At 66.1% G+C, this 19,883-nt stretch carries 21 protein-coding genes; 6 read left to right on the forward strand and 15 right to left on the reverse strand.

Annotation, left to right across the window (positions count from 1 at the left end):
- Positions 1–94: 94 nt before the first annotated feature.
- On the forward strand, positions 95–964 hold the full coding sequence (locus tag AC1PPK_RS06500; RefSeq protein WP_481117026.1) for a PA4780 family RIO1-like protein kinase: 870 nt from the start codon (positions 95–97) through the stop codon (positions 962–964).
- A gap of 19 nt (positions 965–983) precedes the next feature.
- Here AC1PPK_RS06500 and AC1PPK_RS06505 read toward each other — a convergent pair whose 3' ends face one another.
- The 15 genes from AC1PPK_RS06505 to AC1PPK_RS06575 form a co-directional block, all read right to left on the reverse strand.
- Positions 984–1,847, reverse strand: coding sequence for a Dyp-type peroxidase (locus tag AC1PPK_RS06505; protein WP_481117027.1), 864 nt, complete (start codon positions 1,845–1,847; stop codon positions 984–986).
- 59 nt (positions 1,848–1,906) lie between these two features.
- Positions 1,907–2,509, reverse strand: a complete 603-nt coding sequence (gene metW / locus AC1PPK_RS06510) for a methionine biosynthesis protein MetW (RefSeq protein WP_481117028.1) — start codon at positions 2,507–2,509, stop codon at positions 1,907–1,909.
- 3 nt (positions 2,510–2,512) lie between these two features.
- On the reverse strand, positions 2,513–3,637 hold the full coding sequence (gene metX / locus AC1PPK_RS06515; protein WP_481117029.1) for a homoserine O-succinyltransferase MetX: 1,125 nt from the start codon (positions 3,635–3,637) through the stop codon (positions 2,513–2,515).
- A 174-nt stretch (positions 3,638–3,811) separates the two neighbouring features.
- Positions 3,812–5,533 carry a phosphoenolpyruvate--protein phosphotransferase gene (gene ptsP / locus AC1PPK_RS06520; RefSeq protein ID WP_481117030.1) on the reverse strand — a complete coding sequence of 574 codons (1,722 nt, stop codon included), beginning with the start codon at positions 5,531–5,533 and terminating at the stop codon, positions 3,812–3,814.
- Between the two features lie 64 nt (positions 5,534–5,597).
- Entirely contained in the window at positions 5,598–5,867 is a 270-nt protein-coding gene (locus AC1PPK_RS06525) for an HPr family phosphocarrier protein (RefSeq protein ID WP_481117031.1), read from the reverse strand.
- Between the two features lie 60 nt (positions 5,868–5,927).
- Complete coding sequence (locus AC1PPK_RS06530; protein ID WP_481117032.1) at positions 5,928–6,311, reverse strand: PTS sugar transporter subunit IIA; 384 nt, start codon at positions 6,309–6,311, stop codon at positions 5,928–5,930.
- Between the two features lie 121 nt (positions 6,312–6,432).
- On the reverse strand, positions 6,433–7,485 hold the full coding sequence (locus AC1PPK_RS06535) for an FAD:protein FMN transferase (protein ID WP_481117033.1): 1,053 nt from the start codon (positions 7,483–7,485) through the stop codon (positions 6,433–6,435).
- Positions 7,476–8,417 carry a glutathione synthase gene (gene gshB / locus AC1PPK_RS06540; protein ID WP_481117034.1) on the reverse strand — a complete coding sequence of 314 codons (942 nt, stop codon included), beginning with the start codon at positions 8,415–8,417 and terminating at the stop codon, positions 7,476–7,478. The genes AC1PPK_RS06535 and gshB overlap by 10 nt, the downstream gene beginning before the upstream one ends.
- Before the next feature lie 39 nt (positions 8,418–8,456).
- Positions 8,457–9,755, reverse strand: a complete 1,299-nt coding sequence (gene gshA / locus AC1PPK_RS06545; protein ID WP_481117035.1) for a glutamate--cysteine ligase — start codon at positions 9,753–9,755, stop codon at positions 8,457–8,459.
- 97 nt (positions 9,756–9,852) lie between these two features.
- A complete protein-coding gene (locus AC1PPK_RS06550; RefSeq protein WP_481118187.1) occupies positions 9,853–11,121 on the reverse strand; it encodes an Eco57I restriction-modification methylase domain-containing protein in 1,269 nt (422 codons plus the stop codon).
- Positions 11,122–11,155: 34 nt separating this feature from the next.
- The gene (gene hemW / locus AC1PPK_RS06555) at positions 11,156–12,379 is read right to left on the reverse strand and encodes a radical SAM family heme chaperone HemW (protein ID WP_481117036.1); all 1,224 of its coding nucleotides are present in this window, start codon (positions 12,377–12,379) and stop codon (positions 11,156–11,158) included.
- Positions 12,380–12,404: 25 nt separating this feature from the next.
- Positions 12,405–12,998 carry an RdgB/HAM1 family non-canonical purine NTP pyrophosphatase gene (gene rdgB, locus AC1PPK_RS06560; protein ID WP_481117037.1) on the reverse strand — a complete coding sequence of 198 codons (594 nt, stop codon included), beginning with the start codon at positions 12,996–12,998 and terminating at the stop codon, positions 12,405–12,407.
- 22 nt (positions 12,999–13,020) lie between these two features.
- Entirely contained in the window at positions 13,021–13,767 is a 747-nt protein-coding gene (rph, locus tag AC1PPK_RS06565) for a ribonuclease PH (RefSeq protein ID WP_481117038.1), read from the reverse strand.
- Positions 13,764–14,672, reverse strand: coding sequence for a PP2C family protein-serine/threonine phosphatase (locus tag AC1PPK_RS06570; protein WP_481117039.1), 909 nt, complete (start codon positions 14,670–14,672; stop codon positions 13,764–13,766). Before AC1PPK_RS06570 ends, rph begins: the two co-directional genes overlap by 4 nt.
- Positions 14,669–15,619, reverse strand: coding sequence for a serine/threonine protein kinase (locus AC1PPK_RS06575; protein ID WP_481117040.1), 951 nt, complete (start codon positions 15,617–15,619; stop codon positions 14,669–14,671). The genes AC1PPK_RS06570 and AC1PPK_RS06575 overlap by 4 nt, the downstream gene beginning before the upstream one ends.
- A gap of 86 nt (positions 15,620–15,705) precedes the next feature.
- Between AC1PPK_RS06575 and AC1PPK_RS06580 the strand changes: the two genes are divergently transcribed.
- The 5 genes from AC1PPK_RS06580 to AC1PPK_RS06600 are packed head-to-tail and all read left to right on the forward strand — an operon-like array spanning position 15,706 to position 19,878.
- The gene (locus AC1PPK_RS06580) at positions 15,706–16,572 is read left to right on the forward strand and encodes a YicC/YloC family endoribonuclease (protein WP_481117041.1); all 867 of its coding nucleotides are present in this window, start codon (positions 15,706–15,708) and stop codon (positions 16,570–16,572) included.
- 9 nt (positions 16,573–16,581) lie between these two features.
- Positions 16,582–17,196 (forward strand): guanylate kinase, encoded by a 615-nt coding sequence (gene gmk / locus AC1PPK_RS06585; protein ID WP_481117042.1) that lies wholly within the window; start codon positions 16,582–16,584, stop codon positions 17,194–17,196.
- 1 nt (position 17,197) lies between these two features.
- Complete coding sequence (gene rpoZ, locus AC1PPK_RS06590; protein WP_079434420.1) at positions 17,198–17,413, forward strand: DNA-directed RNA polymerase subunit omega; 216 nt, start codon at positions 17,198–17,200, stop codon at positions 17,411–17,413.
- Positions 17,414–17,439: 26 nt separating this feature from the next.
- Positions 17,440–19,650: a RelA/SpoT family protein gene (locus tag AC1PPK_RS06595; RefSeq protein WP_481117043.1), complete on the forward strand. Its 2,211-nt coding sequence runs from the start codon at positions 17,440–17,442 to the stop codon at positions 19,648–19,650.
- A gap of 39 nt (positions 19,651–19,689) precedes the next feature.
- Positions 19,690–19,878 carry a DUF3460 family protein gene (locus tag AC1PPK_RS06600; protein ID WP_481117044.1) on the forward strand — a complete coding sequence of 63 codons (189 nt, stop codon included), beginning with the start codon at positions 19,690–19,692 and terminating at the stop codon, positions 19,876–19,878.
- The last annotated feature ends 5 nt before the right edge of the window (positions 19,879–19,883 follow it).

Here is a 19,883-nt window from a genome sequence, read left to right on the forward strand (position 1 = left end):
CCCAGCGCTTCATCCCAGGCCAGAATGCCTCCCTCGAATCCTCCATCGCCACTGAGCTGGCGGCCTGCGCCAAGCTGTACCCGGTGGCCCGCGCATGAGGACGCCGAGCCGAATCGAACCGCTGGTCGCCGACGGTCTGGTGGATAGCGTGCTGCGTCAGTTGATGAGCGGCAAGGAGGCAATGGTTTATGTTGTTCAGTGCGGTGACGAGGTGCGCTGCGCCAAGGTGTACAAGGAGGCCAACAAGCGCGGTTTCCATACCGCCGTGGATTACACCGAGGGCCGCAAGGTGAAGAACAGCCGGCAGGCCCGCGCGATGGCCAAGCGCTCCCGCTATGGCCGTGAGGAGCAGGAGGCTGCCTGGCAGCACGCCGAGGTGGATGCCCTGCGCCGCCTTGCCGCTGCCGGCGTGCGGGTGCCCGAGCCCTACCAGTTCCACGAGGGTGTGCTGCTGATGGAGCTGGTGGCTGACGAGGACGGCGAGCCGGCGCCGCGCCTCAACGATCTGGCGCTGAGCGAGGAGGAAGCGCTCGCCTATCACGCCGCGCTGATCCGCGAGGTGGTGCGCATGCTGTGCGTCGGCATCGTGCACGGCGACCTCTCCGAATACAACGTGCTGGTGGATGCGAACGGCCCGGTGATCATCGATCTGCCTCAGGCGGTGGATGCCGCGGCCAACAACAACGCCAGGCGGATGCTGGAGCGGGACGTGGACAACCTGGCCAGCTACTTCGGCCAGTTCGCCCCGATGTTGCTGGATACCCGCTACGGACCCGAAATCTGGTCCCTCTACGAGACTGGCGCGCTCCATCCGGAAAGCGCCTTGACGGGCCGCTTCGAGGAGGCGGCGCGGGATGTGGACCTGGATGAGGTCATGCAGGTCATTGACGCAGCGAAGGATGAGGATGCCGAACGGCGGGCCCGCCAGGAGGCCGCCCGGCTCGAAGCGCTGGGCGGGGACTGAGCGGGCCGCTTGGCGGCTCTCAGCCTTGCAGGCGGGACAGATCCAGCTTGCCGTCGGAGATCGGCGGGCACCAGAAGTAGCTGCCGGACAGCGGCCGCGTGAAGCGGAACAGCGCGTCCACGATGCCGTCTTCCAGGCCGACCATGCGGCGCATCTGGGCCTGGAAGGCGTCGAGCGTGTGGCCGAAGGCAACGAACATCAGGCCCGCGTCGCGGCCTTCTGCCCACGGCAGGGAGCGGCGCAGTACGAAGGCTTCCGGGCTGAAGCTCTCCTGGGCGGTGCGCTTCACGTGGGCGGACGCAGGGGCGTCGTCGAGTTCCTCGTTGTCGGAACGGCGGCGGCCGATGCAGTCGTCGCGCTCCTCCGGCTGCATCGCCTCGAGGCGGCGGAAATCGTGAATCCAGCGCTGTACGGCGACGAAGCTGGAGCCGTCAGCGGCGATCGCGGCAGCGACTGCGGCTTCGTCGGTGGGGTTCTCCGTGCCATCCTCGTAGCCGCTGAGGTCGCGGCCGCCGTCATGTTTGAAGGCATCCCAGGATTCTTCCAGTTGGAACACCGGGGCGAGGCTTTCCTCGATATGGCGGGCCCGGTGCAGCAGTTCGCCGCAGTCCTCGCCGCGCAGCCACAACCACAGCGCGAAGGGCGTCGAGGGCAGTTCCACGCCGGGGCCGTTGAGCGGCGGGAAGGGCTTTAGGCCGACGACCTTTTTGCCGAGGGCGCTGACCGGCGCGAGGCCGATGCCGGCCACCGTGCGCTCGCCGTCCACGACGGCCTGCAGGGCTGCGAGGCCGGCGGACACGTCGCTGTCGGGCGCAAGGGAAAAGGACAGGTAGCGGGCGAGGGGCGGCAGCGGCTGCAGGATGCCGGCTTGCGGGGTGCTCATGATTCTCTCCGGGTATTGTTCGCTTCGCCGACGATGATAGAGCAATCCCCGTCGGGCCGTCAGCCGCCCGTGGAGCCGTTGCGGCCGAGGCGGTAGAGGGCCACGCTGGCCAGGAAGTTGGGCTCCTCGACGATCACCTTGTCCTCGTCGAAGGCCAGCCGCTCATGGATCGCGATGCCTTCCTGCTCGCACAGGGTCTCGAAGTCGGCAATGGTGAAGAAGCGCACGTTGGGCGTGTCGTACCACTGGTAGGGCAGGTTCTTGGAAACCGGCATGTGGCCGTTGAGGATGGCCTGGCGATGGCGCCAGTAGGCGAAGTTGGGGAAGCTTACCACTGCCTCGTGGCCGACCCGTAGCATCTCCTTGAGGATGCCCTGGGTGTTGCGCATGGCTTGCAGGGACAGGCTCATGATGACGTGGTCGAAGAAGCCGTCGTCGAAGCCGGCGAGGCCCTGCTCCATATCGATCTGGATCACATTGACGCCATTGCGGGCGCAGGCCAGGAGCCGCTCGGGGTCGTTCTCGACACCGTAGCCGCGCACTTGGCGGTGTTCGCTCAGGTGGCGCAGCAGGCTGCCATCGCCGCAGCCCAGGTCGAGAACCCGCTCGCCGGGCTCGATCCAGTTGGCGATCACGTCGTAGTCGTAGCGTTGGAAGCTCATGGCTCAGACCTCGATGTTGTCGATGTAGGCCCGCAGTACGGAGTGGTACTGGGGGTCGTCGAGGAGGAAGGAGTCGTGCCCGGCCGGACAGTCGATCTCGGCGTAGCTGACCCGCCGGTCGCTGTGCATCAGCGCGTAGACGATCTCCCGGCTGCGCGACGGGGCGAAGCGCCAGTCTGTGCTGAAGGACACCACCAGGTAGTCGGCCTTGGCGCGGCCGAGGGCGGCCACCAGGTCGCCGTCGTATTCGAAGGCCGGGTCGTAGTAGTCGAGGGCCTTGGTGGTCAGCAGGTAGGTGTTGGCGTCGAAGAAGCCGGCGAATTTGTCACCCTGATAGCGCAGGTAGGACTCGATCTCGAACTCCACGTCGTAGCTGAATACCGGCTTGTCGTGGCGCAGCGTGCGGCCGAATTTCTGGCCCATCGCGTCGTCCGACAGGTAGGTGATGTGGCCGATCATGCGCGCCAGCGCCAGGCCGCGGGCCGGCACCACGCCGTGCTCGTAGTAGTGGCCGCCGTGGAACTCCGGGTCTTTGAGGATGGCCTGGCGGGCCACTTCGTTGAAGGCGATGTTCTGGGCGGTGAGCTTGGGCGCCGAGGCGATCACCAGCGCGTGGGCGACGCGCTCGGGGTACTGCAGTGTCCATGAAAGTGCCTGCATGCCGCCGAGGCTGCCGCCGACCACCGCGGCGAAGCGTTCGATGCCGAGCTGGTCGGCCAGCCGCGCCTGGGCATCGACCCAGTCTTCGACGGTGACGAAGGGAAAGTCGGCGCCCCAGGGCTTGCCGGTGGCCGGGTTGATCGAGTTGGGGCCCGAGCTGCCGTAACAGCCGCCGAGGTTGTTTACCCCGATCACGAAGAAGCGCCCGGTGTCGAGGGGCTTGCCGGGGCCGACCAGGTTGTCCCACCAACCGACGGCGCCGCTGTCGGCGTCGATGCCGGCCACGTGGTGGGAGCCGGACAGCGCGTGGCAGACCAGCACCGCGTTGCTGCGCGCGGTGTTCAGGGTGCCGTAGGTCTCATAGACCAGGTCATACTCGGCGAGGGCTCCGCCGCTCTTGAGGGGCAGGGGCGTGCTGAAGTGGGCCGTCTGCGGCACCACGATTCCGATGGATTGTTCTTTTGTCATCTCAGTTTCGTCCCGGAAACGAAAAACCCAGCCGGCGAACGGTCGCGGACTGGGCTGCCGTCGCTTTAGCCGTACTTGTAAAGCGCCCGCAAGCTGAAGGATTCAAATCGGCGCTGTGGGGTACAGAGTAGCGCGATGGCCGGCGGCAAGTCAAACCTGCCGCCGGTCGTTGCGTCAGAGCTTTTCGACCGCCTCGCGGACCCGGTCCGGATCATCGAGCTTGAGCAGGCGCTGCACCTTGACCGTCAGGTCGGCGGCGTCGGCGCGCAGGATGGCCTGCTTGACCTCGAGGATCTGTGCCGGATGCATGGAGAACTGGCGCAGGCCCATGCCGATCAAGAGACGGGCACAATCCGGGTCGCCAGCCATTTCGCCACACACCGACACCGGGATGCCGGCCTTCACTCCGGCCTGGATGGTCTGGTGGATCAGGCGCAGGACTGCTGGGTGCAACGGGTTGTAGAGGTGGGCGACGGCTTCGTTGCCGCGGTCGATGGCCAGCGTGTACTGGATCAGGTCATTGGTGCCGATGGACAGGAACTGCAGGCGCTTGGTGAAGGCGCCCAGGCACAGGGCTGCAGCCGGCACCTCGATCATGCCGCCCACCGGCACTGCTTCGTCGAACTTGATCTTGCGTTCGCGCAGCTGGGTCTTGGCCTTTTCGAGCAGGATCAGGGTCTGGTCGATCTCGTTGCTGCTGGCCAGCATCGGGATCAGGATCTTCAGCTTGCCGAAGTGGCTGGCCCGCAGCAGCGCGCGCAGCTGGGTGAGGAACATCTTCGGTTCGGCCAGGCAGTAACGAATCGCCCGCAGGCCGAGGGCCGGGTTGTCCTCCGGCCGGGTGGCGCCTTCGAGTTCCTTGTCGGCGCCCACGTCGAGGGTGCGTACGGTGACCTGCTTGCCGGCCATCGTCTTGACCACCGTCTTGTAGGCCTCGAATTGCTCGTCCTCATCCGGCCAGGTGTCCCGGCTCATGAACAGGAATTCGGTGCGGAACAGGCCGACGCCGTCCGCTTCGACGTTCTTGGCTTGGGTCGCATCGGGCGGCAGCTCGATGTTGGCGAGGATCTGTACTTCTTCGCCGTCGAGGGTGGCCGCGCGCATCGATTTGAGGCGCTTGAGCTTGGAGCGCTCCAGCTCCACTTCGGCCTTGCGCAGGCGGTATTCCTCGAGAACCCGTTCGTCCGGGTCGATGATGACGACGCCGCGGGTGCCGTCGATGATGATCAGCTCATCGTCCTTGACCACGTGGCGGATGTGGCGCAGTGCCACCACCGCCGGGATCGACAGGCTGCGGGCAACGATGGCCGTGTGGCCGGTGGGGCCGCCCGCGTCAGTGATGAAGCCGGCGACCGCGTGGTCCTTGAAGCCGATGGTGTCGGTGGGCGACAGGTCGTGGGCGACGACGATGGTGCCCAGCCCGTCCTTGCGCTTGGGAGGCAGGTGGCCCGGATGGCCGAGCAGGACCTTGACGACCCGCTCCACCACCTGCACCACGTCGGCCTTGCGCTCGCGCAGGTAGGCGTCCTCGATGGCCTCGAACTGTTCGACCAGCTGCTCCATCTGCTGGACCATCGCCCATTCGGCGTTGGCGCGGCGGGTGCGGATCAGGTTGGCTGCCGCATCGACGAGCATCGGATCCTGCAGGATCATGATGTGCATGCCGATGAAGGCATCGACCTCGGACGGCGCGGCGCCGGTGCTGGTCGAGGCTTTCAGGCCGACCAGTTCGGTCTTGACCGTGGCGACCGCGGCGAGCAGGCGTGCCACCTCGGCCTCCACGTGCTTGGGCGCGATCGTGAAATGGGCGACTTCCAGCAGCGCGTGGGACACCAGATGGGCATGGCCGATGGCGATGCCCTGGGAGACGGCGAGTCCGTGGACGGTGAAGCTCATCGCCGCACCCGTGCGGCAGACTGAAGGCTGACCGGACGGGGGCTGAAGGGTGCGGAGCGGCGCGTCATTCGCCTTCCCCGAATTTGTCGGCGATGAGGCCGAGGAGGGCGGACATGGCCTGATCGGCGTCGCGCCCGTCGGTGTCGATGGTGATCGTGCAGCCCTTGGCTGCGGCCAGCATCATCACGCCCATGATGCTCTTGGCGTTGACACGCTTGCCGTTGCGTTCGAGCCAGACGTCGCTTTCATAGGCGCTGGCGGTCTGGGTCAGCTTCGCGGAGGCGCGGGCGTGGAGGCCCAGCTTGTTGATGATTTCGGCGTCCTGACGTGGCATCTCTTTCTTCTTCCTCGATGTGGTTTTGGGCTCTTGTGTCGGGGCCTTCGGTTGCTATCTTTATTTCATATGCACGACGCCTTCACAGGCGCCGGCCACGGCCTTCTTGACCAAAACTTCCATGTTGCGTTCCCGGTAGGTGATGGTCCGCAGCAACATGGGCAGGTTGACGCCGGCCACCCCCTCGATGCGGCCCGGCTCCAGGAGCTTGGCCGCGGTGTTGGCGGGGGTGGCGCCGAGAATGTCGGTCAGGATCAATACCCCGTCTCCACTATCGACCATGTTCAGCAGGCGTCTGGCCAGCGGCAAGACATCGAGCGGATCGTCCTGCCCGGACACGCCGAGTTGCAGCAGTTGTGGCGGACGGCGGTTCATGACGTGGCAGGCGCACTGGATGAGGGCTTCACCCAGGCTGCCATGGGTAATGATGAGGATTCCGATCATTCAGGCCATTCTATCCGATGGGTTCCGCCGGGCAAGACGGAATCCCTGAAGGCTGCTGCAGATGGGGGCCGCTGGCAAGTACGAATCTGTGAAAGGCTGCGTCAGATCAAAGAAGCGAGGCTCAGTCGACGATCCGCGCCGGCTTGATCTTGTCGCCGTACTGCAGACGATCGTTGAGGGCGCGGGTGACTTCCACCTTCCCGTCGGCGTCCACCCGCAACGCGTGGTCGATGCCGAAGCGTTTGGCGTATTCGCGCCATTTATCGCCGCCGAGGTAGACCGGCTTGCTCGCAGCGTCGGACAGTGTGCCGGCATTGGGGCGGGGGGTGACGAGGATGGTGACGGCCTGGGTGCCACGGGCCGGCATGCCGGTACGCGGGTCGAGCAGGTGGCAGTAGCGTACGCCGTCCAGTTCGAAGAAGCGCTGGTAATCGCCGGAGGTGCCAACGGCTTCGCCGTCGCGTAGCGGCAGGGAGGCCAGCGGGCGCGGTTCGCGAGGATGCTGGATGCCGACTCGCCAGGGCTGATCGCCCTTGCTGCCGAGCGCCATGACGTTGCCACCGATGTTGATGAGGGCGTTATTGACACCGTGGGCGTGCAGGATCGCGGCGGCCCGGTCGAGTGCGTAGCCTTTGCCGTAGCCACCCAGGTCGAGCTGCACGGCCGGGTTGCGGCTGCTGACCTTGTTGTCGACGATGGTCAGGTCGGCCATCTGCGGATGGGCCTTGGTGATGGCTGCAAGCTTGGTTGGATCGGGATGGGTCGGTACGAAGGTGTCGGTGTGGAAGCCCCACAGGGCGATCAGCTCGCCGAGGGCTGGGTCGAAGAGTTCGTCGCCCTTGGCGGCGATGGCCTTGGCATCGCTGAGCATGGCGGCCAGCTCAGGCGATACCGGGATGTCCTGCTGGCCGGCGGCGATGGCGCTGTTGAGGGCGGTGAGTTCGGATGGCTCCCACGCGTGGTAGGCCCGGTGCAGGCGGTCGAACTCGCGCAATACCTCGCTAACGGCCGCACGGGAATGTTCTTCGGATGCATCCCAGGTCAGAACCTCCACGCGGGTGCCGAAGACGTAGGACTCCTGCTGGTGGATGCGCTCCCGGCTGCAGCCGGCCAGGAGGCCGGCGGTACAAGCGAGGACCGCAAACCAGCCGGCGATACGCCGTGTCATGCGCATGCGGCCTCCAGGGCGTCGATGACTGCGCCGGGCACGTCGAAGCCCATCTGGGCTGTGATCTCGACCATGCAGGTGGGGCTGGTGACGTTGATCTCAGTGAGGCGGTCGCCGATCACGTCGAGGCCGACGATGAGCAGCCCGCGCGCCCACAGGATGGGGGCCAGGTATTCGGCGATGGCGCGTTCGCCATCGGTCAGCGGCATGGCCACGCCGCGCCCGCCGGCGGCCAGGTTGCCGCGGGTCTCGCCGGCCTTGGGGATGCGGGCGAGGGAATACGGGATGACCTTGCCGCCGATGATCAGCACCCGCTTGTCGCCGCCCGAGATGGCCGGGAGATAGGCCTGGGCCATGATCGTGCGGCGCTCTTCCTGGGTGAGGGTCTCGATGATCACGTTGCGGTTGGGATCGTCGGCGCGAACGCGGAAGATCTGGCTGCCACCCATGCCGTCGAGGGGCTTGAGGATGGTGTCGCCATGGGCGTCGATGAAGGCATTGACGTCGGCCGCGGCGCGGGCCACGCGGGTCGGTGGGATGAACTGGGGAAATTCGAGGATCGCCAGCTTCTCGGAGTGGTCGCGGATCGACTCCGGGTTGTTGAAGATCCGTGCGTCGGCCTTGGCTGCGCTCTCGAGCAACCAGGTGGCGGTGACGTACTCGAAGTCGAAGGGCGGGTCCTGGCGCATCAGTACCGCGTCGTAGGCGGTGAGCGGCAGGCTTTCCTCGGTGCCCGCCACGTACCAGGCGTCGTCGTCGTCGGTCAGCGTCAGGGCCAGGGAGCGGGCGCTGACTGTACCGGCTTCCCACACCAGGTGTTCGCGCTGGATGGCGTGGACTTGGTGGCCGCGGCGGGCGGCAGCCCGCATCATGGCGATGCTGGAGTCCTTGTAGGCCTTGAGCTTGTCGAGGGGGTCGAGGATGAAGGCGAATTTCATGGTCGTGTCGGTATTGGCGGTGTGTTCTTGTCGGGGGGCTCAGGCCGCTTCTGCGGCCAGGATAGCGGGTTCGGTGGCTTCGATCTCGAGGGCGGCGGCGAGCAGGGCCAGGCGGGCCACCACGCCATAGGCGTAGAAACGGTTCGGCGGGGCGTCCGGCCCCAGGCTGCAGTCGGGCAGGCTGCAGGGGGCCTCGAAGGCTAGGTGTTCGAACTGCATGCCGGGGGCGTTGAGGTTCTCGTCGCGGCCGCGTTGGCCATGCACCCGGTAGAAGCCGCCCACCACGTAGTGGTCCATCATGTAGACCACCGGTTCGGCAACGGCGTTGTGGACGGTTTCGACGGTGGGCACGCCTTCCTGGATGATCACGTCGTGGACTGCCAGGCCTTCCTTGACGACGCTCATCTTGTTGCGCTGCTTGCGGTTGAGGCCGATCAGCTCGGCGGCGTCCCTGACCGTCATGACGCCCATGCCGTAGGTGCCGGCGTCGGCCTTGACGATCACGAAGGGCTCGTCGCTGATCCCGTATTCCCTGTACCTGGCGCGGATGCCGTCGAGCATGGCGGCAACCTTGTCGGCCAGCTCCTGCTCGCCGCTGCGGGTGTGAAAGTCCAGTCCGCTGCAGCGGTCCCAAGCCGGGTTGATGCGCCACGGGTCGATGCCGATGGCTGCGCTGAAATCCCGCACGACACGGTCGTAGGCGACGGCGTGGTTGGACTTGCGGCGGGTGTGCCAGCCGGCATGCAGCGGGGGGATCACCCACTGGTCGTGGAGGTTTTCGAGCTGGGCGGGGATGCCCGCGGACAGGTCGTTGTTGAGCAACACCGCGCAGGGGTCGAAGTCCTTCAGGCCGAGGCGGCTGCCGTGGCGTTCCAGGGGCTCCAGCGTGAGGCTGGCGCCGTTGGGCAGCTCGACCACGGTGGGGGCGGTGATCTCCGGCAGCAGGCTGCCGAGGCGCACCTCCAGGCCGGTGAGGCGCAGGATGGACACAAGCTTGGCGACGTTCTGCAGGTAGAACTGGTTGCGGGTGTGGTTTTCCGGGATCAGCAGGATCGACCGGGCGTCGATGCAGATGCGCTCGATGGCGGCCTGGGCGGCCTGCACGCAGAGGGGCAGGAAGGCGTCGTGGAGATTGTTGAAGCCGCCCGGAAACAGGTTGAGGTCTACCGGGGCCAGCTTGAAGCCGGCGTTGCGCAGGTCGGTGGAGCCGTAGAAGGGCGGCAGGTGCTCCTGCCACCGGGCGCGCATCCAGCGCTCGATGGCACAGGCGTTGTCGAGGAAGTGTCGCTCCAGCTCCAGTAGCGGGCCGGTGAGGGCGGTGGTGAGATGGGGAACCATGGGGCCTCGCGGACTGTTCTCAGGGGGGGATGCGTCGGGGAGGTGACGGATGCACGTGCGTCGTCGACCTGCGTGGCCCGCATTTGTTCGCCCGATGTTACACCATCGACTCCAGCGGCTCCGGCGGGGGGACTTCGGCCACGGGGGGCAGGAATACCCGGAAGCTGTCGGGCAGCGGTGCGTTTTCGAGGCTGCGCTGGGAGAACAGGTAGCGCCCGTCGCAGACGAAGCCCAGGTCGGCCCAGTCCACGCCGTTGAGGGCATCACGGAAGGCCGGCAGGTTGACGTCGTGGTACAGCGGGAAGACGCCGAGAATCGCTCCGTCGAAGTTGTTGCACGGGTGCAGGAAGAACGGGTTCGGCTGGCGCGTCTTGGTGTTGACGTAGATCCGCGGTGCGCTGGTTTGCGGGTAGCCGCGCCCCCACTGCCACCAGTTGCTCTCGTCGAAGGGGCGGATGCGCCGGGCGAGCAGGCGTTCCCGGTGTGGCAGCAGCACACCGGGCGCGTTGGAGCCGGGTTCGCACCAGATCATGCGGCGGGTCTCGCCGCTGCGCGCAGTGCGGGAATTGACGAAGTCCCGCGTGCCGGCGGTGTCATTGACGTAGATATCGTCAGCCCCCGACACCGCGCCGACCTTCACACTGGCCACGTCGGCCAGACTGAGGGGGTATTCGCCGCGGGAGAACAGCAGGTGGCCGGCGCATTCGAAGAAGTGGCGGGCCTGCCAGGGCGGCTGTTCGAGGCTGCGGGCCAGATCGTCGCTCTGGCCGATCTGCGCCCAGGCGGTGCGGTGCGACAGGTTGCCGAGTTCGTAGCGCCAGATCAGACAGTTGGGCACCGCGCCGGAAAACACGCGGGCGTCGCCCAGGTCGATGGCGTGGGTGATCGTGCCGTGCTTGAACAACCAGCGGTTGAGCGGGCGGGCGCTGGTGGCCTTGAGGAAGTCGCGCGGCGTGATGAAGATTAGCTCGCCGCTCGGCTGCAGGTGGCGTAGGCACTTCTCGATGAAGAACAGATAAAGGTTGCTGCGTCCGTCGAGGCCGTCCTGGCGCAGCAGAGCTCGCGTGCCCCGGCCGATGTCCTGGTAGCGCACATAGGGCGGGTTGCCGATCACGGTGTCGAACTTTTCGCTCTCCGGGTAGGCGAAGAAGTCCATGTTGCGCGCGCCCTGCGGGCACTGGCGGGGGTCGAACTCGATGCCGATCGCGTTGTGCAGGTGGCGCAGGAAGGCGCCGTCGCCGCAGGATGGCTCAAGCACGCGGCCGGCGTTCTGGCGCAGGCGCAGCATGGCGCGCACGACCTTGTCGGGCGTGAATACCTGGCCGAGGGCCTCGGGGGTCGGCAGGTCGGCGGCGGTCGGAGTCAGGGGCTTGGGGCCGGGCTTGGCAGGCACGGGCGACTCAGGCAGCGAGGAACAGCATCAGCAGTTCGTTGAGGAAGTGGCGGCCCTTGGTGGACGGGCGCAGCGTTTCGTCGTCGATCTCGATCAGCCCTTGCTGGCGGGCCTTCAGCAGACCTTCTTCGGCGGCCTCGAAGGGCAGGCCGGTGCGCTCGGAGAACAGCCGCAGCGGCACGCCCTTGTTGAGACGCAGCGCGTTCATCATGAATTCGAAGGGCAGTTCGTCGGTACCGATATTGCGGCGTTCCTGCACGAAGGCGCCGCTGTCGTGGGCCGCCAGGTAGGCCGCCGGATGCTTGGGGCGGGTTTCGCGCACGATGCCCTCGTGGGACGACAGCTTGCCGTGGGCGCCGGCGCCGATGCCCAGGTAGTCGCCGAAGGTCCAGTAGTTGAGGTTGTGGCGACACTCCCGGTGAGGTTTGGCGAAGGCTGAGGTCTCATAGTGGCCGTAGCCGGCTTCGGCCAGGCGCGCCTCGATGTGGTCCTGCATGTCGGCGGACTGGTCGGGATCGGGCACTTCCGGCGGGTTGGCGGCGAAGGCGGTGTTGGGCTCCAGCGTCAGGTGATAGCAGGACAGGTGCTGGGGGCCGAGGGCCAGCGCGGTGGCGAGGTCTGCTTCCGCTTCGGCGAGGGTCTGGCCGGGCAGTGCATACATCAGGTCGAGATTGACCGCCTCGAAGTGGGTCAGTGCCGCTTCGGCCGCGGCGATGGCGTCGGCGCGGCCGTGGATGCGTCCGAGGGCCTGCAGGTGCCGTTCGTTGAAGCTCTGGATGCCGACCGACAGGCGGTTGACGCCGGCCTGGCGGAAGGCCCGGAAGCGGCCCGAATCGACGGTGCCAGGATTGGCCTCCAGGGTGATTTCGGCCTGCGGGTCGAGCTGCACGCGCATGCGGATCGCGGTGAGCAGTTCGTCCAGTCCGTCGGGGGTGATCAGGCTGGGGGTGCCGCCACCGATGAAGATGGTGTGCACGCGGCGGCCCCAGATCTGCGGCAGCGCGCGTTCCAGGTCGGCTACCAGGGCTGCGATGTAGGCCTGCTCGGGAATGCCCTCGTCCTTCACCGCATGGGAGTTGAAGTCGCAGTACGGACATTTGCGCACGCACCACGGGAAATGCACGTACAGGGACAGGGGCGGCGAGGCGGTGAGGCGGGATTCCCAGCGGCCGTCGACGGATTTCGTTGCGGCGGCCCTGGGGGTGATCGGGATGATCCGGTTTTCGGGCATGGAGCGTGATGCGTGAAGCGGGAGCTCAGCTCTGTTCGGCGCGCAGCTTGTCGAGCAACTGGCGGAAGGCGGAGCCCCGGTGGGACAGGACGTTCTTGAGTTCGTGGGGGATTTCGGCGGCGGTCTGCTCCAGTTCGCTGACGAGGAACAGCGGGTCGTAGCCGAAGCCGCCCTTGCCGCGCGGCGCGGGCAGGATTTCGCCGTGCCATTCGCCGCAGGCGATCAGGGGTTGCGGGTCGTCGGCGTGGCGGACGAGGGCCAGCGCGCAGTAGAAGCGGGCGCGGCGGTCGGCCTGGCCGGCCAGGCGTTCGAGCAGCAACGCGTTGTTGCGCTCGTCGGACTTGGGTTCGCCGGCAAAGCGCGCCGACAGCACGCCCGGTGCTCCGCCCAGCACATCCACGCACAGCCCCGAGTCGTCGGCGAGGGCCGGCAGACCGGTGGCGCGGGACGCGTGGCGGGCCTTGGCGAGGGCGTTCTCGACGAAGCTGGGATGCGGTTCCTCGGCCTCGCTGACGTTGAAGGCCGACTGGGGCAGCACTTCGATGCCGAGCGGGGCGAGCAGGGCGGAGAGTTCCTTGAGTTTGCCGGCGTTGCCGCTGGCCAGGACGAGCTGTTTCATGGCGCCAGATCCTCCGTGGGTTTCAGGCGCCAATGCCGAGCGCCCTTTTCTGTTCGAAGACCAGTTGGGCCACGCCGGCAGCGGCGAGTTCCAGCAGGCTGTCGAGTTCGGCGCGGGAGAAGGGCGTGCCTTCGGCGGTGCCCTGCACTTCGACGAAGCCGCCGCGGCCGGTCATCACCACGTTCATGTCGGTGTCGCAGCCGGAGTCTTCCGGGTAGTCGAGATCGAGTACCGGCACGCCCTTGTAGATGCCGACGGAAATGGCGGCGACGAAGTCGCGCATCGGGTTGGCGGGCAGCTTGCCGGCCTTGACGAGGCCTTCGAGGGCGTCATGGACAGCGATGCAGGCGCCGGTGATGGAGGCGGTGCGGGTGCCGCCGTCGGCCTGCAGCACGTCGCAGTCGATGGTGATCTGGCGTTCGCCAAGGGCTTCCATGTCCACCACGGCGCGCAGGCTGCGGCCGATCAGGCGCTGGATCTCCTGGGTGCGGCCGCTCTGCTTGCCCTTGGCCGCTTCCCGCGGGCTGCGCGTGTGGGTGGAGCGCGGCAGCATGCCGTATTCGGCGGTCAGCCAGCCCTGGCCCTTGCCGCGCAGGAAGGGCGGCGCGCTTTCCTCGACGCTGGCGGTGCACAGCACACGGGTGTCACCGAATTCGATCAGCACCGAGCCTTCGGCGTGGCGCGTGAAGCCGCGGGTGATGCGGATCGGACGAAGGTCGGCGGGAGCCCGGCCGCTGGGGCGGGCGAAGGTGTCGGAGGCAGTGGTCATTTGAATTTATGGATGGCTGCGTTGATTTCGCGGATGGCGCGTTCGATCTCGTCTTCGCTGAGGTCTTCCTGGTCACGCTTGCCGCGCCCGAAGCCTTCCATCTGCGTGGTGACGGCGTCAAAGGGCATGGTGCGGGTAGACACCGTATCGGGGATGTCGCCCGGGTTGTCGTCGTGCCAGGTCATGGCGATCAGGGACATGTTGTCGCATTGGGAACCGCCGAGCTCTTCGGCCTCATTCATGACATGCGGTACGCTTTCCATGACTTTCCCGTCGGAAAGCGCCTTCACCAGCATGTCGGTGTCGAGGGGGCCCCAGACGCCGTCCGAGCACATGGCGATGACATCGCCGTTGCCGAGAGGTGTCCCACGGGAGAACTCGATCTGCGGCGGATGGCTGCCGCCCAGGCAGGAGAAGATGCGGTTGCGGCCCGGATGCACGGCGGCGCTTTCGGCATCCAGCAGGCCCTGGTCGAGCATTAGTTGGACGCGGGAGTGGTCGCGGGTCTGGGCGACCAGGCGGCCCTTGCGGATCAGGTACAGGCGGGAGTCGCCGGCGTGGGCCCAATGGGCGACGCCGTCCTGGATCAGGCAGGCTACGATGGTCGTGCGCGGGATGTCCGACAGGTGTTTGTCGAAGGCGTAATCGAGGATCGCGTGGTGGGCGTTGCTGAGCACCCGCGACAGGAACAGCACCGGGTCGGTGACCTTGGGCTTGGCCTCCTGCTGGAAGGACTGGGCGATGAACTGGACGGAGATCTGTGCCGCCAGCTCGCCGTAGAGGTGCCCGCCCATGCCGTCGGCGAGCAGCATCAGCAGCGCATCCCGCGTGTAGGAGTAGGCGACGCGGTCCTGATTGGTGCGGCGCTTGCCGACCCGGCTCTCCTGGAAAATAGTGAATCTCATGGGCGGCCTATCATTGTTCTTAGTTTTATACCCAGCCCTTCGAGCCAGGATTTCTGTTGCGGGGGGGCTTCCCGATGGCGCTGGGCGAGCACCTTCTGCAGGGCGAAACAGCTCTGCGGTCGTTTCAACGGGTCGAGCTGCAGACACCAGTCGATGGTGGCCAGGAAATGCGGTGAGTATTGTCCGGACCAGGCCTTGGTGGCAGGCACCACGGTGTCGTGCTTGAGGCGCTCGTCGGAGCGTTGCGGCGAGGAGCCGGCCAGGCAGGCGTACATGCTGGCGCCCACGCTGTAGATGTCGCTCCACGGGCCGAGTGCGTCCCGGTTGGTGAATTGCTCCGGCGACGCGAAACCGGGCGTGTACATCGGCTTCAGGATCGGCGTGTCGGACATCAGGGTCTGGCGTGCTGCGCCAAAGTCGAGCAGCACCGGCGTACCGTCGGCGCGCAGGTAGATGTTGGACGGTTTGATGTCCAGGTGCAGCAGCTTGTGCGCATGGACCTCGCGCAGGCCGTTGAGCATGCGCGTGAACACGCCCCGGATGAAGCGTTCGCGGACGTTGCCGCGGTTCTTCTGCACGTAGTCGTGGAGGGTTCGCCCGCGCTCGAACTGCATCACCATGTAGACGGTGCCGTTGGCGCGGAAGAAATTGAGCACCCGCACCACGTTGGGGTGCACCAGCTTGGCCAGCGCCCGGCCTTCCTCGAAGAAACACTTCATGCCGTAGCGGAAGGCGCCCTGATGGGCTTCGGTGACGTGCGGCGTGACTTCGCCCTCTGCCCGCAGCGCGAGGGAGTTGGGCAGGTATTCCTTGATGGCGACCGGCGTCCCGTCCTGATCGTAGGCCAGGTATACGATGGAAAAACCGCCCAGGGACAGCTGCCGCTCGACCCGGTAGTGGTCGAGCTGAAATCCGGACGGCAGGGCGCAGTTTTGTTGAGTGGCCATCAGGCAGGGCGCTACACTTCGTCTTTTGTGGCGGTCGAAGGCGCTAGTTTAGCCTCGCTTCGCCGCGCTATCTCGGGAAAAACACGATGATCCACAGCATGACGGGCTATGCCGTCCAGGCCCGTGACCTGGGCCGCGTCGCCCTGCACCTGGAATTGCGCAGCGTCAATTCCCGCTACCTCGATCTTGCCTTTCGGATCAACGATGATCTGCGGCAGGCTGAGCCCATGCTGCGCGAAGCCATCACCGCCAAGCTGCGGCGGGGCAAGGTCGAATGCCGTTTCAATTTGCAGGCGAAGGATAGCGCACCTCGCGACCTTGCGATCAACAGTGTGCTGCTGGCCCAGCTGAAAGCCGCCCAGGCGGCGGTGCAGGCCGACCTGCCGCAGGCCGCGCCGCTGTCGGTGGCCGAGGTACTGCGCTGGCCCGGCATGCTGGCCGACGACAGCGTGACTTTCGAATCCCTGCAGCCGGAGATCGCGGCAACCATCGCGGCGGCGCTGGACGAGCTCATCGCCACCCGCCGGCGCGAGGGCGAAAAACTCGCCGAGATGATCCGTGGGCGCATCGCCCACATGCGCAGCCTGGTTGCCACGGTGCAGCCTCGGGTGCCGGCGCTGGTCGCCGAGTACCAGGAAAAGCTCGCCACGCGCCTGCGTGACGCAGCGGCGACCCTCGACGACGACCGTATCCGCCTGGAAGTCGGCCTGTTTGCCCAGCGTGTCGATGTGGCGGAAGAGTTGTCCCGCCTGTCCACCCACCTGGATGAAGTCGAGCGCATCCTCAAGGCGGGCGGTGCAGCTGGCAAGCGGCTGGATTTCCTGATGCAGGAGCTCAACCGCGAGGCCAATACCCTCGGCTCCAAGGCCATGGCTGCCGACATGACTGCGATTGCCGTCGAGCTCAAGCTGGCCATCGAGCAGATGCGAGAGCAGGTGCAGAACATCGAGTAAGGAGTGAGCATGCCTGGGACCCTGTTCATCGTCACTGCGCCGTCCGGCGCCGGCAAGACCACCCTCGTCAGCGGCCTGCTGGAGCGTGACCCGCTGGTCAGCCTGTCGGTGTCCTACGCCACGCGTGCGCCGCGTACCGGCGAGGTGAATGGCCAGCACTACAACTTCGTCGATGTGCCGACCTTCCGCGCGCTGCGCGACAAGGGCGAGTTCCTTGAGTGGGCGGAGGTGCACAGCAACTATTACGCGACCTCCAAGACCTGGCTGGAATCCCAGATCAGCTCCGGCAAGGACATCCTGCTGGAGATCGACTGGCAGGGCGCCCAGCAGGTCCGCAAGGTGTTCCCGAAAGCGGTCGGCGTGTTCATCCTGCCGCCGTCGGTGGATGAACTGGAGCGTCGCCTGCGCGGCCGCGGCACCGACAGCGAGGAGGTGATCGCCCGCCGGGTGCTGGCAGCCCGTGGCGAGATGCGCCATGTGGCGGAGTTCGACTACGTTATAATCAATGAAGACTTGACTGCGGCCCTGGACGATCTGGTGGCCGTGGTGCGAGCGTCGCGGCTGCGTTACGCCAACCAGGAGGCGCGCAAGCCGGAGTTTTTTCATTACCTGGAACAGGATTGATATGGCCCGCGTTACCGTCGATGACTGTCTGAAAAGAATCCCCAACCGCTTCCAGCTGACCCTGGCGGCGACCTACCGCGCACGTCAGCTGACGGCCGGCGCCACCCCGCAGGTGGATCTGGACCGCCACGACAAGGACAAGCCCACCGTGATCGCGCTACGTGAAATCGCCGCCGGCAAGGTCGGCACCGAAGTCCTCAACCGCGGCCAGGCCTGAGCGCCTTTCCGCCAGAGAGCAATGCCATGGAATCCGCCGCACCAACTCCGGTCAGTGGTAGCGGCGTTTTCCAGCCCCCCGCTTCCTGTGTCCTGCCGCTCGACTTCGGCAGGCTGAAGAACATCGTCAGCGCCTACCTGCGTCCTGAGGATGTAGGGCGTATCGAGGCTGCCTACCACTTTTCCGCCGATGCACATGAGGGGCAGATGCGGATCAGCGGGGAGCCTTACATCTCCCATCCGGTCGCTGTTGCGGAGATCCTCGCCGGCTGGAACCTGGACGCCCAGGCCCTGTGCGCGGCCCTCCTCCACGATGTGATGGAGGACACCCACATCACCAAGGCCGAGATCGCCGAGCGTTTCGGGCGGACCACGGCCGAACTGGTGGATGGGGTGTCCAAGCTCGACAAGATCGAGTTCCAGTCCCACGAGGAAGCCCAGGCGGAAAACTTCCGCAAGATGCTGCTGGCGATGGCCAGCGACCTGCGGGTGATCCTCATCAAGCTCGCCGATCGCCTGCACAACATGCGCACGCTCGACTGCGTGCGCCCCGACAAGCGGCGCCGCATCGCCCGCGAAACCCAGGAAATCCACGCACCGATCGCCAACCGGCTGGGCCTCAACAGCCTGTACCGCGAGCTGCAGGAACTGGCCTTCAAGCATCGCTACCCGATGCGCTATCGGGTGCTGTCGAAGGCCATCCTGGCGGCTCGGGGTAACCGGCGCGAAGTGGTCGGCAAGATTCTCGTCGCGATCGAGGAACGCCTGCCTCAGTGGGATATCCAGGCCGACGTGCGCGGTCGCGAGAAGCACCTCTACAGCATTTACCGCAAGATGTCGGAGAAGCGACTGACCTTCTCCCAAGTGCTCGACATCTACGGTTTCCGCGTCATCGTGCCCGACGTGCAGACCTGTTACCGCGCCCTCGGCGCGCTGCACGCGCTGTACAAGCCGGTGCCGGGCAAGTTCAAGGACTACATCGCCATCCCCAAGGCGAACGGTTACCAGTCCCTGCATACCACCTTGATCGGCCCCTTCGGCACGCCCGTTGAAGTGCAGATCCGCACCCAGGAGATGAACCACATCGCCGAAAGTGGTGTGGCTTCCCACTGGCTGTACAAGGAAGACGAAAAAACCCTTACCGAGCTGCAGCACAAGACCCACAGCTGGCTGCAGTCGCTGCTCGAACTACAGTCCACGTCCGGTGACTCCAGTGAGTTCCTGGAGCATGTGAAGGTGGACCTGTTCCCGGGCGAGGTGTACGCCTTCACGCCAAAGGGCAAGATCTTCGCGCTGCCGCGCGGCGCCACGGTGGTGGATTTCGCCTACGCGGTGCATACCGACGTCGGCAACCGCTGCGTCGCCGGTCGCATCAATGGCGAGCTGATGCCGCTGCGAACCGAGCTGCACAATGGCGACCAGATCGAGATCATCACCGCTGCCCACGCCAGCCCCAACCCGGCCTGGCTGTCCTACGTGCGGACCGGCAAGGCGCGGGCGCAGATCCGCCATTTCCTCAAGAATGCCCAGCAAGAGGAAGCCTCGACCCTCGGCGAGCGTCTGCTCAACCAGGCCCTGCGCCTGCACGGCCTGACCCTTGGCCAGGTCAGTACTTTTGCGTGGGAGCGCTTCCTGAAGGAATTCACGCTGAACACCCGCAAGGAGCTGATGACCGACATCGGCCTCGGGCGGCGCCTGCCGGCCATCGTCGCACGGCGACTGGCGGAGATTCAGGATATGGAGTCCGGCCGCGCCGATGTCGTCAAGCCCAAGCCCGCCGGGGCGATCCTGATTCGCGGTACCGAAGGCGTCGCGGTCCAGCTGGCGCGTTGCTGCCGGCCGATTCCGGGCGACCCCATCGTCGGCATCATCCGCAAGGGGCAGGGGCTGGAAGTGCACATGCACGACTGTCCGCAGGCCCGCAAGCTGCGCAGCGAGCGGGACCGCTGGATCGACGTGGAGTGGGAAGCCGCCACCGACCGCCTGTTCGACGTGACGCTGCGCCTGCTCACGCAGAACGTGCGTGGCGTGTTGGCCAAGGTCGCCAACGCGATCGCCGAGCAAGATTGCAATATCCAGAACGTCAGTACCGACGGCGATCAGGGTGCCTATTCCACCATCTACATCACGGTGCAGGTGACTCATCGCCTGCATCTCGCCAAGGTCATCCGCGGGATACGAAACATCCCGGAGGTGGTCCGCATCAACCGCCTCAAGGGCGACCAGAAGGGCAGCTGAGGCTGCTAGAATCCACGCCGCTTAAAAAGGGAGATCCACATGGCAGGTTACGAGTCCGAGCACACCAAGTTCATGCGTGAATGGATGGCCAAGCATCCTGAGCAAGTCGAAGAGCAGAAGAAGGGGCGCGCCCTGTGGTGGGACAAGCCGCAGGATCTGGAAACCCAGCGTGAGTACGCGGCCGGCCGCGTCGCCCAGAAGCCCTATCCTTACTCGACCGAAAGCTGAGCGGG

The sequence above is a fragment of the Zoogloea sp. JDB1 genome (assembly GCF_056724025.1).